The organism is Micromonospora sp. NBS 11-29 (genome assembly GCF_002140155.1).
Taxonomy (GTDB): Bacteria; Actinomycetota; Actinomycetes; order Mycobacteriales; family Micromonosporaceae; genus Micromonospora.
Genome location: NZ_NAPR01000025.1, coordinates 60762 through 74507 on the forward strand (window position 1 = coordinate 60762; position 13746 = coordinate 74507).

Annotated in this window: 12 protein-coding genes and 1 pseudogene; 4 read left to right on the forward strand and 9 right to left on the reverse strand. The window is 73.6% G+C overall.

Annotation, left to right across the window (positions count from 1 at the left end; translation table 11 throughout):
- The first annotated feature begins 25 nt into the window (after positions 1-25).
- The gene (locus tag B1205_RS25780; RefSeq protein ID WP_441338563.1) at positions 26-1759 is read left to right on the forward strand and encodes a glycoside hydrolase family 3 protein; all 1734 of its coding nucleotides are present in this window, start codon (positions 26-28) and stop codon (positions 1757-1759) included.
- Between the two features lie 87 nt (positions 1760-1846).
- Here B1205_RS25780 and B1205_RS25785 read toward each other — a convergent pair.
- From B1205_RS25785 to B1205_RS25805, 5 genes and pseudogenes are all read right to left on the reverse strand, one after another.
- A pseudogene (locus tag B1205_RS25785) lies at positions 1847-3025 on the reverse strand (beta-ketoacyl-[acyl-carrier-protein] synthase family protein); the annotation flags it as partial.
- Between the two features lie 10 nt (positions 3026-3035).
- Positions 3036-3275, reverse strand: a complete 240-nt coding sequence (locus B1205_RS25790) for an acyl carrier protein (protein ID WP_007072348.1) — start codon at positions 3273-3275, stop codon at positions 3036-3038.
- 90 nt (positions 3276-3365) lie between these two features.
- Complete coding sequence (locus tag B1205_RS25795) at positions 3366-4310, reverse strand: beta-ketoacyl-ACP synthase III (protein ID WP_089157967.1); 945 nt, start codon at positions 4308-4310, stop codon at positions 3366-3368.
- Positions 4310-5479 carry an acyltransferase domain-containing protein gene (locus tag B1205_RS25800; RefSeq protein WP_089157968.1) on the reverse strand — a complete coding sequence of 390 codons (1170 nt, stop codon included), beginning with the start codon at positions 5477-5479 and terminating at the stop codon, positions 4310-4312. The genes B1205_RS25795 and B1205_RS25800 overlap by 1 nt, the downstream gene beginning before the upstream one ends.
- A 78-nt stretch (positions 5480-5557) precedes the next feature.
- A complete protein-coding gene (locus B1205_RS25805) occupies positions 5558-7045 on the reverse strand; it encodes a PucR family transcriptional regulator (protein WP_441338565.1) in 1488 nt (495 codons plus the stop codon).
- Here B1205_RS25805 and B1205_RS25810 point away from each other — a divergent pair.
- Positions 7010-7318, forward strand: coding sequence for a hypothetical protein (locus tag B1205_RS25810; protein ID WP_089157970.1), 309 nt, complete (start codon positions 7010-7012; stop codon positions 7316-7318). The genes B1205_RS25805 and B1205_RS25810 overlap by 36 nt on opposite strands.
- A 31-nt stretch (positions 7319-7349) precedes the next feature.
- Here the strand turns inward: B1205_RS25810 and B1205_RS25815 are convergent, their stop codons facing one another.
- On the reverse strand, positions 7350-8012 hold the full coding sequence (locus B1205_RS25815; RefSeq protein WP_089157991.1) for a hypothetical protein: 663 nt from the start codon (positions 8010-8012) through the stop codon (positions 7350-7352).
- A gap of 213 nt (positions 8013-8225) precedes the next feature.
- On the opposite strand from B1205_RS25815, the gene B1205_RS25820 reads away from it, so the two are divergent.
- Positions 8226-8816: a copper resistance CopC family protein gene (locus B1205_RS25820; protein ID WP_254910203.1), complete on the forward strand. Its 591-nt coding sequence runs from the start codon at positions 8226-8228 to the stop codon at positions 8814-8816.
- 109 nt (positions 8817-8925) lie between these two features.
- On the opposite strand, the gene gltX is transcribed toward B1205_RS25820, so the two are convergent.
- The 3 genes from gltX to B1205_RS25835 form a co-directional block, all read right to left on the reverse strand.
- Positions 8926-10335, reverse strand: coding sequence for a glutamate--tRNA ligase (gene gltX, locus B1205_RS25825; RefSeq protein ID WP_089157972.1), 1410 nt, complete (start codon positions 10333-10335; stop codon positions 8926-8928).
- Between the two features lie 105 nt (positions 10336-10440).
- Positions 10441-11718 carry an MFS transporter gene (locus B1205_RS25830; protein WP_089157973.1) on the reverse strand — a complete coding sequence of 426 codons (1278 nt, stop codon included), beginning with the start codon at positions 11716-11718 and terminating at the stop codon, positions 10441-10443.
- Positions 11715-13028, reverse strand: a complete 1314-nt coding sequence (locus tag B1205_RS25835) for a GH1 family beta-glucosidase (RefSeq protein WP_089157974.1) — start codon at positions 13026-13028, stop codon at positions 11715-11717. Before B1205_RS25835 ends, B1205_RS25830 begins: the two co-directional genes overlap by 4 nt.
- 201 nt (positions 13029-13229) lie before the next feature.
- Here B1205_RS25835 and B1205_RS25840 point away from each other — a divergent pair, with 201 nt between their 5' ends.
- The gene (locus B1205_RS25840) at positions 13230-13676 is read left to right on the forward strand and encodes an SRPBCC family protein (protein ID WP_089157975.1); all 447 of its coding nucleotides are present in this window, start codon (positions 13230-13232) and stop codon (positions 13674-13676) included.
- The last annotated feature ends 70 nt before the right edge of the window (positions 13677-13746 follow it).

Genomic DNA, 13746 nt, shown 5'->3' on the forward strand with positions numbered 1-13746 from the left:
CGGCGGGTCGAGTTGCCCCGATACGGTGGGGCGCGTGTCGATTTCCTCGCGGCGCTTCGCCGTCGCGCTCGCCGCACTGACCGCGCTGGTCCTCTCCGGCTGCTCGGGCCCGCCCGACCGGCCCCGACCGGACCCGTCGACCCCGGCGCCGTCGTCGAGCGCGTCCCCGACCACCGCCCCGGCCGCGCCGGACCCCGCCGCCCGGGCGGCCGCCCTGGTCGCCACGCTGACCGACGAGGACCTGGTCGGGCAGGTGCTGATGCCGTACGCCTACGGCAGCTCGGCCACCGACGTCTCCGCCGGATCGGCCGCCGGCAACCGGGCCCTGGCCGGCGTCGACACGCCCGCCGAGATGGTGGCGAAGTACCGCCTCGGCGGCGTGATCCTGGTCGGCTTCAGCGCCGACGACCCGACCTCGGGCAACCAGGAGACCACGAACGTCGACAACCCGAAGCAGGTCCGCGCGCTCACCGACGGGCTGCGCGCCGCCGCCGGCAAACTGCCCGCCGGCGCGGCGCCCTTCCTGGTCGGCACCGACCAGGAGTACGGCGTGGTCACCCGGATCACCGACGGGGTGACCCAACTGCCCAGCCCGCTCGCCGCCGGCGCGGCCGGCAACCCGGCGCTGACCGAGGCCGCCTGGCGGGCCGCCGGGGCGGAACTGGCCGCGATGGGCGTCAACCTGGACTTCGCCCCGGTCGCCGACGTGCTGGCCACCCGCAGCACGGTGATCGGCTCCCGCTCCTTCGGCGCCGACCCGGCCATCGCGTCCCCACAGGTGGCCGGCGCGGTCCGCGGGCTCCAGGCCGAGGGCGTGGGCGCCGCGGTCAAGCACTTCCCCGGGCACGGGCTCAGCGCCGCCGACTCGCACACCGAGCTGCCGGTGGTCGGCCAGACCCGGGCCGTGCTGGACCGCACCGCGTTCCCGCCCTTCCGCGCCGGCATCGACGCCGGGGCCATGGCGGTGATGTCCGCCCACCTGGACGTCAAGGCCGTCGACCCGGGCACCCCGGCCACGTTCTCCCACAAGCTGCTCACCGACGTGCTCCGCGGCCAGCTCGGTTTCCAGGGCGTGGTGATCACCGACGGGATGAACATGGCCCCGGCGAAGAAGTGGTCGCCGGGGGAGGCGGCGGTCCGCGCGCTCAACGCCGGCAACGACCTCATCCTGATGACCCCGAACGTCACCCAGGCGTACGACGGGCTGCGCGCCGCGCTCAAGGACGGTTCGCTGCCCCGGGCCCGCCTGGTCGAGGCCGTCACCCGGGTGCTGACGATGAAGTTCCGGCTGGCCGACCGGCCGCAGCCGGCGCTGTCGACGCTGGACGGGGCCGACCACCGTAAGGCCGCCGCCGACCTGGCCGCCGCCGCGGTGACCATGCTGCGCGGCCGGTGCGACGGCAAGGTGACCGGGCCGGTCAGCGTCACCTCCTCCGGCGGCCGGGAGCGCACCCGGGCCCTGCTGACCGAGGCGCTCACCGCCGCCGGGGTGAAGGTGGTGCCCTCCGGCGGGACCGTGGTGCACCTCGTCGGGTACGGCGACGGCGCGAAGGACCTGCGTGCCGGCGCGGCCGTGACGGTGGCCATGGACACCCCGTACGTGCTGTCCGGGGCGAAGTCGCCGACGCTGCTGGCGACCTACTCGTCCACCCGGGCCTCGATGACCGCGCTGGCCGAGGTGCTCGCCGGCAAGGCCCGCCCGACCGGCCGCGCCCCGGTGCCGGTCCCCAACCTGCCCGCCACCGCCTGCGGCGGTTGAGGAAGGGCACCCGGTTAACGCCTCCGGTATAGGAGGGGCCCCTTCTTAACAGACGTCTGTTAAGAAGGGGCCCCTCCTTACATCACCTCAGGGGCGGGTGAAGACCAGCGCCACGTTGTGGCCGCCGAAGCCGAACGCGTTGTTCAGCGCGGCCGGGACCTCCAGGTGGCGGGCCTTGTGCGCGGCCACGTCCAGGCTCAGGCCGTCGTCCGGGTCGTCCAGGTTGATCGTCGGCGGCACGACACCGTCCCGGATGGACAGGATGGTGGCGATCGACTCCAGGGCACCGGCCGCGCCGAGCAGGTGCCCGGTCATCGACTTGGTGGCGGTGAGCAGCGGGTGGTCACCGATCGCCTGGCGCAGCGCGCCGATCTCCAGCATGTCGCCCACCGGGGTGGACGTGGCGTGCGCGTTAACGTGCACGATGTCCGTACGGGCGATGTCCGCGTCGGCGACCGCCTTGGCGATGGCCCGGATCGCGCCCTCACCCTCGGCGTGCGGCTGCACGATGTCGTACGCGTCCGAGGTGATCCCGGCGCCGGCCAGGCGCGCGTAGACGCGGGCGCCGCGGGCCGCGGCGTGGTCGGCGCGCTCCAGCACCACCACGCCCGCGCCCTCACCGAGGACGAAGCCGTCGCGGCCCTTGTCCCACGGCCGGGATGCCCTCTCCGGGTCGTCGTTGCGGGTCGACATGGCCCGCATCGACGCGAAACCGGCGATCGGCAGCGGGTGGATCACCGCCTCGGTGCCGCCGGCCACCACCACGTCGGCCCGGCCGGCGCGGATGATGTCCAGCCCGAGCGCGATCGCCTCCGCGCCGGTCGCGCAGGCGCTGGCCACCGAGTGCACCCCGGCCTTGGCGCCCAGCTCCAGCCCCACCCAGGCGGCCGGTCCGTTCGGCATCAGCATCGGCACGGTGTGCGGGGACACCCGCCGCGGGCCGGACGCCTCCAGGATGTCGTCCTGCGCGAGCAGGGTGGTGGCGCCGCCGATGCCGGAGCCGACGCTGACCGCCAGCCGCTCCGGATCCGGGCCGGCGTCGGCCAGCCCGGAGTCCGCCCATGCCTGGCGCGCGGCGATCAGGGCGATCGCCTCCGAGCGGTCCAGCCGACGCAGCTTCACCCGGTCGAGCACCTCGGCCGGGTCGACCGCGAGCTGCGCGGCGATCCGGACGGGCAGTTGCCCGGCCCACTCCTGGGTGAGTGCACTCACCCCGGAGCGGCCGGCGAGCATGGCGTCCCAGGTCGACGCGACGTCCCCGCCGAGNGACTCATGATCAGGACTGCGCCTCGATGTAGCTGACCGCGTCCCCGACGGTCTTCAGGTTCTGCACCTCGTTGTCCGGGATCTTGACGCCGAACTTCTCCTCGGCCGCCACCACGACCTCCACCATGGAGAGCGAGTCGACGTCGAGGTCGTCGGTGAAGGACTTCCCCTCGGCCACGTCGTCCGGGTTCACCCCGGCAACCTCTTCGAGGATCTCGGCGAGGCCGGCGGTGATCTCGTCACGGGTCATTGCGGTTGGTTCCTCTCATCACGGTTTTCTCGGTGGCCGGCGACGCCGACCACCGCACCTGGAGCGCGTTTCGCGCCCGAGGGGGTCTACTCAGGGGCAGCGCACGACCTGACCGGCGTAGGTCAGGCCGCCGCCGAAACCGAACAGCAGCACCGGGGCGCCCGAGGGAACCTCGCGTCGCTCCACCAGCTTCGACAGGGCCAGCGGGATGCTCGCCGCCGAGGTGTTGCCGGACTCGACGATGTCCTTGGCGATGATCACGTCCGGGATGTTCAGCCGCTTGGCGATGCCGTCGATGATCCGGGTGTTGGCCTGGTGCGGCACGAACGCGGCCAGCTCCGACGGATCCACCCCGGCGCGCTCGCACGCCTGCAACGCCAGCGGGGCCAGCGCAGTGGTGGCCCAGCGGAACACCGACTGCCCCTCCTGGGCGATGTACGGTCGCCAGCCCTCGATCCGGACCGCGTCGCCCTTCTCCGGAGCGGAACCCCACACCACCGGCCCGATCCCGGTCGGCTCGTCGTCGGCCGTCGCGGTGACCACCGCCGCTCCGGCGCCGTCGCCGAAGATGATGCAGGTCGACCGGTCGGTCCAGTCGGTGACGTCGGAGAGCTTCTCCGCGCCGATCACGAGCGCGTTGCGCGCCGCGCCGGCCCGGATGGCGTGGTCCACCGTGCCCAACGCGTACGCGAAGCCGGAGCAGGCGGTGTTCAGGTCGTACGCGGCCGGGGCGTTGATGCCCAGCTTGGCCGCGACCCGGCAGGCGACGTTCGGGCTGCGGTCCACGGACGTGCAGGTCGCCACCACGACGAGGTCGATGTCGGCGGCGGTCAGACCGGAGTTGGCCAGTGCCTTGCCGGCGGCGGCGGTCGCCATGTCGGCCACCGTCTCGTCGCCGGCGATCCGCCGGGTGGCGATGCCGACCCGGTCCCGGATCCACGCGTCGTTGGTGTCGACGAGCTGGGCGATCTCGTCGTTGGTGACCACGCGGGAGGGCTGGTAGTGCCCCATCGCGGCAATCCGGCTGCCGGCCATCAGTGCGATCCTCCGATGCGAACGAGGGGCTGGCCCGGTGCGACCGGGTCGTCGTGGTGCGCGAGCCACTCGATGAGCGGCCCGGTTTCGCGCGCGGTCACCTCGACCGGCCCCTGCCGGCCGGCGACGTGGCCGACGACCTGGCCGGCGTGCAGCTCGGCACCCTCGGCCAGGTCGGCCAGCGGGGTGAAGACGCCGACGGCCGGGGAGACCACCACCCGGAAGCGGGACGCCGGCGGGCGGGCGGCGGCGCCGCCGTGCCGGGCGATCAGGCTCCGCGCGGCGGGCAGGTCGTCGGGGGTGTTCAGGGTGACGATCTCCGGCGCCCCGTCGCCCTTGAGTTCCCGCTTCACCAGGCCGGCCAGGGTGCCGGCCGGCGGAAGCTCGACCACGCCGGTGACACCCAGGTCGGTCAGCGTGCGCATGCACAGGTCCCAGCGGACCGGCGCGGTCACCTGTCGGACCAGGCGCCGTACCGTCTCCCGGCCGTGCCCGACCGGCGCCCCGTCGAGGTTGGACAGGAGGACGCGGGTGGGGTCGGCCACGGTGACGCCGGCGGCCAGGGCGGCCAGCGCGGCCTCGGCCGGAGCCATGTACGGCGTGTGGAACGCGCCGGCCACCTTGAGCCGGATGACCCGGGCCCGGGCCGGCGGCTCGGCGGCGAGCTTCTCCAACGCGGCGACCTCGCCGGCGGCGACGATCTGACCGGCGCCGTTGCGGTTGGCCGGGTGCAGCCCGTGCGTCTGGAGCGCGGCGAGCACCTCGTCCGGGTCGCCGCCGAGCACGGCGACCATCCCGGTCGGCTCCAGCGCGCAGGCGGCGGCCATCTCCCGGCCGCGTACGCCGGCCAGGGTCACGGCCGCCTCGGCGGGCAGCACCCCGGCCAGGGCGGCGGCCCCCAGCTCACCCACGCTGTGCCCGGCGACCACCGCGACGTCGTGCAGGGGCAGGTGCTCGGCGGCGAGCAGCGCGGCGGCCACCAGCAGCGGCTGGGTACGGGCGGTGTCCCTGATCTCGTCCGCGTCCGCCTGGGCGCCGAGGTGGATCAGGTCGACGCCGGCCAACGCCGACCACCAGCGCAGGCGCGCCTCGGCACCGGCGAGGTCCAGCCAGGGGCCGAGGAAACCGGGCTTCTGCGAGCCCTGTCCAGGGGAGAGTACGGCGAGCACGTGTACGACTCTGACGGATAGTTGCGGGTCGCGCTGTAACGCACGGCACGAAACCGCACTAGAAGCTTTAGAGGAAACCTACAAAGATCGGCGACGATCATCGCCGCTCTGGGGCGTTTTGCGCCCAACTGGGCTAGCTGTCTGGGTCGGGACGGGTGTGACCGCGGGTACCACCGGGTCCAGCCGGCCGACCGTCAGTGCCACCTGGAGCGCGAACGCGTCCCTCGGCGCGAGCGGCGAGAAGCCGGTCACCTCGGCGATCCGTTTGAGTCGGTAACGCACCGTGTTCGGATGTACGAACAGCGACCGCGCGGCGCTCTCCAGCGTGCCGCCGGCGGCGAAGAACGCGTCCAACGTCTCCAGCAGTTCGCCGCCGGAGCGGGCCAGCGCCGCGTACACGTCGTGGCGCAACCGGCGACGGGCCTCGGCGTCGCCGGCCAACGCCCGCTCCGGCAGCAACTCGGCGGCGGCGACCGGGCACGGCGCGGTCGGCCAGGCCGGCGCGGCCCGGAACCCGGCGAGCGCGGCCCGCGCGGACTCGGTCGCCTCGTCCAGGCTGGGCACCGCCGGCCCGACCACCACCGGACCGTCGCCGAACGCGGTACGCAGCTTCTCCGTGGCCGTCAGCGGGTCGGCCGCGCCGCCCAGCACGATCACCAGGCGGTCGCCGTGTACGCCGCCGATCACCTCGACGCCGATCCGGCGGGCCTGCCGGTAGACGGTGTGCAGCACGGCCGCCACCTCGCCGCCGGGCGAGCGCCCCACGGCGACCGCCACCGGCGGCGCGTCCGACCAGCCCAGGGCGGCGGCCCGGCTGGCCAGCACGTCCGGCGAGTCACCACGCAGCAACGCGTCCACCAGCAGCGCCTGCAACCGGGCGTCCCAGGAGCCCCGGGTCTCCGCCGCCCGGGCGTAGACCCGCGCCGCGGCGAAGGCGATCTCCCGGGAGAAGCGCAGCACCGCCTCCCGCAGCGACTGCTCCTCGCCCGGCACGGCCAGCTCCGACACCTGCTCCTCGACGACCTCGATGGTCACCTTGATCAGCGCCACGGTCTGCTGGAGGGTGATCGACCGGGCGAGCGCCTGCGGCGCGGCGGCGAAGACCTCGTCCGACACCTCCTGGGTGCGGTCGGTCGCACCGCCGCCCTGACGCAGCCACTGCACCAGGGAGCGCACGCCGGCCTGGGCGACCAGCATGACCCAGGAACGCTGGTCGGCCGGCAGTTCCCGGAACCAGGGCAGCGTCTCGTCCATCCGGGCCACGCTGGCGGTGGCCAGGCCGCCCGCGGCCCGCTCGATGCGACGCAGCGTCGCCGACGTCTCCGTCCCGCCCGGTTCGCTCACCGCACCAGCCTGACATGCGTTGACCAGCGGATCCACCGTGAGGCCGACGGGCGGCGTGACCTCGGCCTGACGATCTCCACCGGTACGCGCTGACGATCTCGTCGGGCCGGGCCAGTACGGTGTCAGGGCGCGTCGGGGTGTTCCGCCCGACGCGCGACGGCGAGGGCGAGCGGTGAGGAGACCGGGATGGCGCACGGGGAGGCCGAGCACGGCTGCGCCCAGGACGAGCCCTGCCGGTCGGGTCACGAGCATCCCCGCCGGGCGGGCCTGACCCACGCGGGCGAGCCCACCGCCGGCCGGGTGCCCGAGCGCGCCGACGACGAGCCGCCGGTTCCGCGCCAGCGCGCCGAGCCGGCGCATCCGACCGTCGAGCCCGAGCCGGGTTCGAGCTGCCGCAGCGCCCTGTCCGGCTGGGCGGGTGCGCACCGGCACGGAGCGGTGCGTCCCCGCAGCCGCGCCACCCGCCGGGAGCGCCCGCCGCGCCGTTGGTGCTGACCCGGGCTCCCGCCCGGTGCTGATTCAGGGCTCAGCGGGTGCGGCGGCGCACCAGCAGCGCGATGCCGGCCAGCCCGACGGTGATGACCAGCACCACTCCGACGTTGAGCAGCAGCAGCCGTTGCAGTTCGCCGAGCGCGGTGTCCAGGTCCTGCCCGGGGTCGAGCGCCTCCTCCGGCAGGACGCGCTCGCCGCCACCGATGCCACCGGAGAGCGTGTCGAAGCGGGGCTCCAGCGGCACTCCGACGGCGCGCAACGTCTCGGACATGTTGAGGCGGCCGAAGAACCAGCCGGCCCGGGGGTGGCTCAGGTCGGGCTGCTTGGCCGGCCGGTAGACCCGAGGGCCCCCCTTGGCCAGCGGAAACAGGTCGTAGGTGTGCTTCGGGCTGTCGGCGACGAGCACCACCACCGTGTACTTCGGACCCAGGTCCTTGGCCGCCGGGCCGCGTAGCTGACCGGTCGTCCCGAGCCACTGGACCTGGTCGACGACCATGGTCACCTCGGCCGGGCGGGTGTCGGCTCGCAGTCGCAGCGGCTGGTCGAGCCGGTCGCCGGTGATGTCCACCCCGGCCGGGGCGAGCTTCGGTTTCGGCGCCGCCTGGGCCACCGCGGTGCCGGCGAGGGTCAGCGAGCACGCGAGCGCCACCACCGCCCCGCCCACGACCGTCAGCAGCCGTCTCACCTTCCGGACCATCGCCGCCTCCTCGCCCCGTTCGATGGCTGGCTTCCGCTGCCGGGCACACTGGACCCGCCCCACCTCAAAGACTCCGCAGAACGTCGCGTGGTCGCAGCAGGTGGGTGAGAATTTTGGAACTATCTGCGAGCTGAGACCGACCAACGAATGGCCGATGATCAGCGGCCGGATCTTACCCGGACGGAGGAGTTCATGGGGGACAGGGTCGCCCGTATGGCACGTACCTGGCTGACCGTGCTCGGAGTGGCGGCGGGGTTGTCGTTGCTGCCACCGGCCGCGCCGGCGGCCGCACACAACTCGCTGACCGGCAGCGATCCACAGAACGGGGCCCGGCTGGCCGCCGCGCCCAAGCGGATCGAGCTGCGGTTCCTCGCCACACCGAAGGCGGACACAACGAAGGTCACCGTCACCGGCCCGGACGACGTGGCCGCCACCGGCGGTGCGCCGACCTTCTCCGGCAAGCGGGTGAGCGTGCCGTTCACGCCGGGAGCGGCCGGGCTCTACATCGTGGCCTACCAGCTCGCATCCACCGACGGGCACCCGATCAAGGGAGAGATCCGGTTCACCCTGACCACCGGCACCCCCGCCGAACCGCCGTCGCCGAGCGTCGCCCCGACCACCGCGGCGCCCACCACGGCTGCGCCCGCGACCACCGCGGCGTCGCCGCCGGCCAGCCCGTCACCCGCCGCGGCGGCCGGCGACGACGACGGGGGTACGGGCTGGCTGTGGGCGACCGGCGCGATCGTGCTGCTGGCCGCGCTCGGCACCGGACTGCTGTTATACCGCCGAGCCACCCGCCGCTGAGCGCCCCGCCCAGTGACGCGCGTCGATCATGAAGTTGACGGTCGAGGGAGCGCTCCCCGATCCGGTCAACTTCATGATCGCGCGCCCGATCAGCCGGCGGAAAGGGGGTTCAGACCAGGCGTACGCGTGCGGCGCGTAGCCGGGTCAGGGTGCGGTCGCGGCCGAGCACCTCGAGGGACTCGAACAGGGGCAGCCCGACGGTGCGTCCGGTGACCGCGACCCGGACCGGCGCCTGCGCCTTGCCCAGCTTCAGCCCGCGCTCCGCGCCGACCGCCTCCAGCGTGGCCTTCAGCGACTCGGCGTCCCAGGGCTCCAACGCATCGAACGCGGTGATCGCGGCGTCGAGCAGGTCGGCCGCGCCCTCCTTCATCGCCTTCGCCCAGGCCGCCTCGTCGATCAGCGGGTCGGCCAGGAAGAGGAAGTCGACGTTCGGCACGATCTCGCTGAGCACCGCGATCCGGGTCTGCGCCAGCGGCGCCACCGCCGCGAACGCGGCCGGGTCGAACTCGGCCGGCTGCCACGGCGGCGGGGCGATGGTGTCGGTGCCGGTCAGCCACGGCTGGCAGGCGGCGACGAAGTCGTCGACCGGGAGCGCCCGAATGTACTCCCCGTTGAAGGCGCGCAGCTTCTTCTCGTCGAAGAACGCCGGCGACGGGTTGACCTCGTCGAGGCGGAACTCGTCCTCGATCACCGACCAGGGCACGATCTCCCGGTCGCCCGACGGCGCCCAGCCGAGCAGCATCAGGTAGTTGCGCATCGCGTCGGCGAGGTAGCCCTCGTCCCGGTACGCCTCCAGGGCGACCTTGTCGCGTCGCTTGGACAGCTTCTGCCGCTTCTCGTTGACCACCACCGGGACGTGCGCCCAGATCGGCGGCTTGACCCCGAGCGCGTCCCAGAGGAGCTGCTGCTTCGGGGTGTTGGGCAGGTGCTCCTCGGCCCGGATCACATGGGTGATCCCCATGGTCATGTCGTCGACCACGTTGGCCAGCAGGAACACCGGGGAGCCGTCGCCGCGGGCGATGACGAAGTCCTCGATCAGCTTGTTCTCGAACGTCGGCTCGCCGCGGATCAGGTCGACCACCACGGTCTCGCCCTCGTCCGGGGTGCGGAAGCGCAGCGCCCGGCCCTCGCCGGCCGGCAGGCCCCGGTCGCGGCAGAAGCCGTCGTAGCCGCGGTACTGCGAACCGGTACGCGCCTGCACGTCCTCGCGGGTGCAGTCGCAGTAGTACGCCCGGCCGCCCTCGTGCAGCCGCTGCGCGGCGGCGCGGTGCTCGCCGGCGTACGAGGACTGGAAGTAGGGGCCCTCGTAGCTGCCCCGGGCGATGCCGATCCAGTCGAGCGCGGAGAGAATGCCCTCGGTCCACTCGGGCCGGTTGCGGGCCGCGTCGGTGTCCTCGACGCGGAGCACGAACACCCCGCCCTGCTGCTTGGCGAAGATCCAGTTCTGCAGGGCCGAGCGGGCGCCGCCGACGTGGAACATTCCGGTCGGGGAGGGGGCGAAGCGTACACGTACCGTCACGCTCCCCAGCCTACGTCCGCCGGCCAGCGGTTAAGGAGGGGGCCCTTCTTAACGCATTCGGAGGTGGCGGGGCCCCCGCCTAACACGCGGCGAACAGCGGGGCGCTCACGGTACGGAGCGGATCTTCACCACCAGCGCGCTGCCGAGCAGCGTGACGACGGCGGTGACCGCGTACAGCGTGGGATAGCCGCCGAGGTGGACCACGATCGGGGCGGAGAGCGCGGGCCCCAGCACCTGCGGCGCGGAGTTCGCGATGTTGATCACCCCGAGGTCCTTGGCCCGGTCCGTGGCGGCGGGCAGCACCTGCGTGATCAACGCGGCGTCCACCGCCAGGTAGACCCCGTAGCCGGCGCCGAGCAGCAGCGCGGCCACGATCGCCATCGGCCAGACCGGCGCGACCGCCAGCAGCGTCGCCGCCACCGCCATGATCAGCCCGGAGGCGATCACGAAGACCTTGCGCCGGCCCGAGCGGTCGGAGAGCCGCCCGGACACCACGGCGGTGAGCATCATGCCCAGCGTGTAGAGCAGGATCAGCACCAGCAGCGAGCCCTCGGGGTCGGCCACCCGCACCCCGTCGGTGAGGAAGTAGAGCAGGTAGAGCGTGCCGAGCGCGTTGCCGGTCTGCACCAGGAAGCGGGTGAACCAGGCCCAGGCGAAGTCGGGGTGGCGGCGCGGGCTGATCCACATCGAGGACAGCAGCGCCCGCAGCCGCAGCGGTGGGCGGTGCTCCCGGGGCAGCGGGTCGTCCCGGGTGAGCAGCGCGAACGGCAGCGACAGCAGCAGCACCGCGAGCGCCATCGCCGCGTACCCGGCGGCGTTGCCGGTGACCACGGCGGTGACCAGCACCGCGCCGAGCACCAGGCCGAGCGCCTGCGGGATGCCCACCCAGCCGGAGACGCCGCCGCGCTGCGCCACCGGCACCCGGTCCGGGATCGCGGCGGTGAGACTGGCCAGCATCGCGTTGAAGCAGACCTGCGCGGCCACCCAGGCCACCGCCACCCCGGCGATGCTGTCCTGCCGGGCCAGCAGCACCAGGAAGGCCGCGCCGACCACCGCGCCGGTCGCGGTCCAGACGTGCCGGCGGCCGAGGTGCCGGTTGGCCAACCGCAGGGAGGTACGGTCCGACAGCGCGCCCGCGAGCGGGTTGGCCAGTACCGCGGCGAGCGCGCCGAGGCCAGTGACCACCGCCAGCATGGCCTCCTTGTCGCCCGGCGAGATCCGTTCGATCTGCTGCGGCAGCAGCACCTGGATCGGGGTGAAGAACGCCATCCAGACGCCCAGGTTGGCCGCGAAGATCAGCGCGATCCAGCTCCGCCGTACCGGCACGGTCGGTTCGGCGAGCGCCGCCGGCAGCGAGGCCGGCGTCGGGTCCACCGTGGTCATCGCCGGGTCAGGTCCCGGAACCAGGCGTACGACGACTTCGGGGTACGCCGCTGCGTGGCGTAGTCGACGTGCACCAGGCCGAACCGCTTGGTGAACCCCTCCGCCCACTCCCAGTTGTCCAGCAGCGACCAGACGAAGTACCCGGTCACCGGCACGCCCTCGGCCATCGCCTCGCGGACCGCGCGGACGTGCCCGTCCAAGTACGCGATCCGCTCCGGGTCGTCCACCCGGCCCTGCGCGTCCGGCGCGTCGTCGTAGGCGCAGCCGCTCTCGGTGACCTGGATCTCCGGCAGCGCGTCGCCGTAGCGTCGGTGGAGGTGGAGCAGCAGCTCGCGTAGCCCGTCCGGGGCCACCGGCCAGTCGAACGCGGTCCGGGCGTACCCGTCCAGCGGCACGATCTCGAACGGCAGCGGCGATCCTTCCTCGGGCGCCCGGATGCCGGTCGGGTTGTAGTAGTTCACGCCGAGCACGTCGATCGGCGCGGCGATGACGGCCAGGTCGCCGTCGCGGACCACGGCCGGGTCGACGCCGGGCGCGTCGGGATAGCCGAGGCCGAGCAGCGGGTCGGTGAAGAGGCGGTTGTGCAGCGCGTCGTACGCCTCGGTGGCGGCCCGGTCCGCGTCGGTGTCCCCGACCTGCCGCACCGGCGAGTAGTTGTTCGCGATCGCGACCGGGCTCGTGCTGCTGGCGCGCAGCGCGGCCACCGCGAGGCCGTGCCCGAGGAGCTGGTGGTGGGCCACCGGGAAGGCGTCGAAGAGGAGCATCCGGCCGGGCGCGTGGGTGCCGATGCCGTGCCCGAGGCTCATGTGGATGAACGGCTCGTTGAGCGTGATCCAGAGCTTCACCCGGTCGCCGAGGCGGGCGGCGGTCAGGTCGGCGTACTCGGCGAAGCGGGCGGCGGTGTCCCGGTTCAGCCAGCCGCCGGCGTCCTCCAGCGCCTGGGGCAGGTCCCAGTGGAAGAGCGTGGCGACCGGGTCCACACCGGCCGCGAGCAGGCCGTCCACCAGCCGGTCGTAGAAGTCCAGCCCGGCCGCGTTCGCCGGGCCGGCGCCGGTGGGTTGGATGCGCGGCCAGGCCACCGAGAACCGGTACGCGGACACGCCCAGCCCGGCGAGCAGCGCGGTGTCCTCGGCGTACCGATGGCGGTGGTCGCACGCCTCGTCGGCGGTGCTGCCGTCGACGATCCGGCCCGCTTCCTGGGCGAACGTGTCCCAGATGGACGGCCCGCGGCCGTCGGCGGCGGTCGCTCCCTCGATCTGGTACGCGGAGGTGGACACCCCCCAGCGGAAGCCGGCGGGAAACGCGGGCATCGGCGCGGTCGTCAAGGCACCCTCCCGAAACGTGAAGTGTGCTCGCACTCTAGGGCTCGGGTGGCCGTCGCGCCATAGGCCGACATGACTGGCCAGCGCAAGGGTTTTCGGCGTGTCTTTTCCGATCCCGTCCGCTTAAGTCCGATTTACGCATAGAGTGCCGAATATCGCGGATGTGATTTAAGTGGGGGAAAGACGCTCATGATCCTCGTGGAACGCAGCGCGCACGTGGCGGCGCCGATGGAAATGGTCTGGGACGTCGTGCAGCGGGCCGAGCAGCTACCGGCCTGGCTGGCGGGAGTCCGGGCGGCCGAGGTCCTCTCCGGGGAGGGATTCGGCCGGCGGCAACTCGTCCAGGCCGGACGCGGCGCCGCGCACGAGGCCGAAGTGATCGCCTATCAGGAACCGACCCTGATCGGCTGGCGCGAACGGGCCAAGGGCGCCGGCGCCCGGGCCGAGGCGCGCACCGAGATCTACGTCCAGCTGACCTCGGACGAGGAGGCCGGCGGCACCGTGGTACGGCTGATCGTCGTGCGGTGGCCCGCCGGACCCGTCAAGGCCGCCCTGTTGCGGCTCGGTCTGCGCCGGGTCGGCGCCGACCTGGAGGACTCGCTGGCCCGGCTGACCGACCTGGCCGCCGTCGGCTGACCGCGCCGAGTCCCGGCACCGACACGGGTCCGGCGTCCCCCGCCAGGAACGCCGGACCCCGCCTCCTCGC

Coding starts and splice junctions, on each gene's coding strand:
- B1205_RS25790 (WP_007072348.1), bottom strand. CDS start 3,275: ATGACCCGTGACGAGATCACCGCCGGCCTCGCCGAGATCCTCGAAGAG.
- B1205_RS25795 (WP_089157967.1), bottom strand. CDS start 4,310: ATGGCCGGCAGCCGGATTGCCGCGATGGGGCACTACCAGCCCTCCCGC.
- B1205_RS25810 (WP_089157970.1), top strand. CDS start 7,010: ATGGCGCACGGGGAGGCCGAGCACGGCTGCGCCCAGGACGAGCCCTGC.
- B1205_RS25815 (WP_089157991.1), bottom strand. CDS start 8,012: ATGGTCCGGAAGGTGAGACGGCTGCTGACGGTCGTGGGCGGGGCGGTG.
- B1205_RS25820 (WP_254910203.1), top strand. CDS start 8,226: ATGGCACGTACCTGGCTGACCGTGCTCGGAGTGGCGGCGGGGTTGTCG.
- B1205_RS25830 (WP_089157973.1), bottom strand. CDS start 11,718: ATGACCACGGTGGACCCGACGCCGGCCTCGCTGCCGGCGGCGCTCGCC.
- B1205_RS25835 (WP_089157974.1), bottom strand. CDS start 13,028: ATGCCCGCGTTTCCCGCCGGCTTCCGCTGGGGGGTGTCCACCTCCGCG.
- B1205_RS25840 (WP_089157975.1), top strand. CDS start 13,230: ATGATCCTCGTGGAACGCAGCGCGCACGTGGCGGCGCCGATGGAAATG.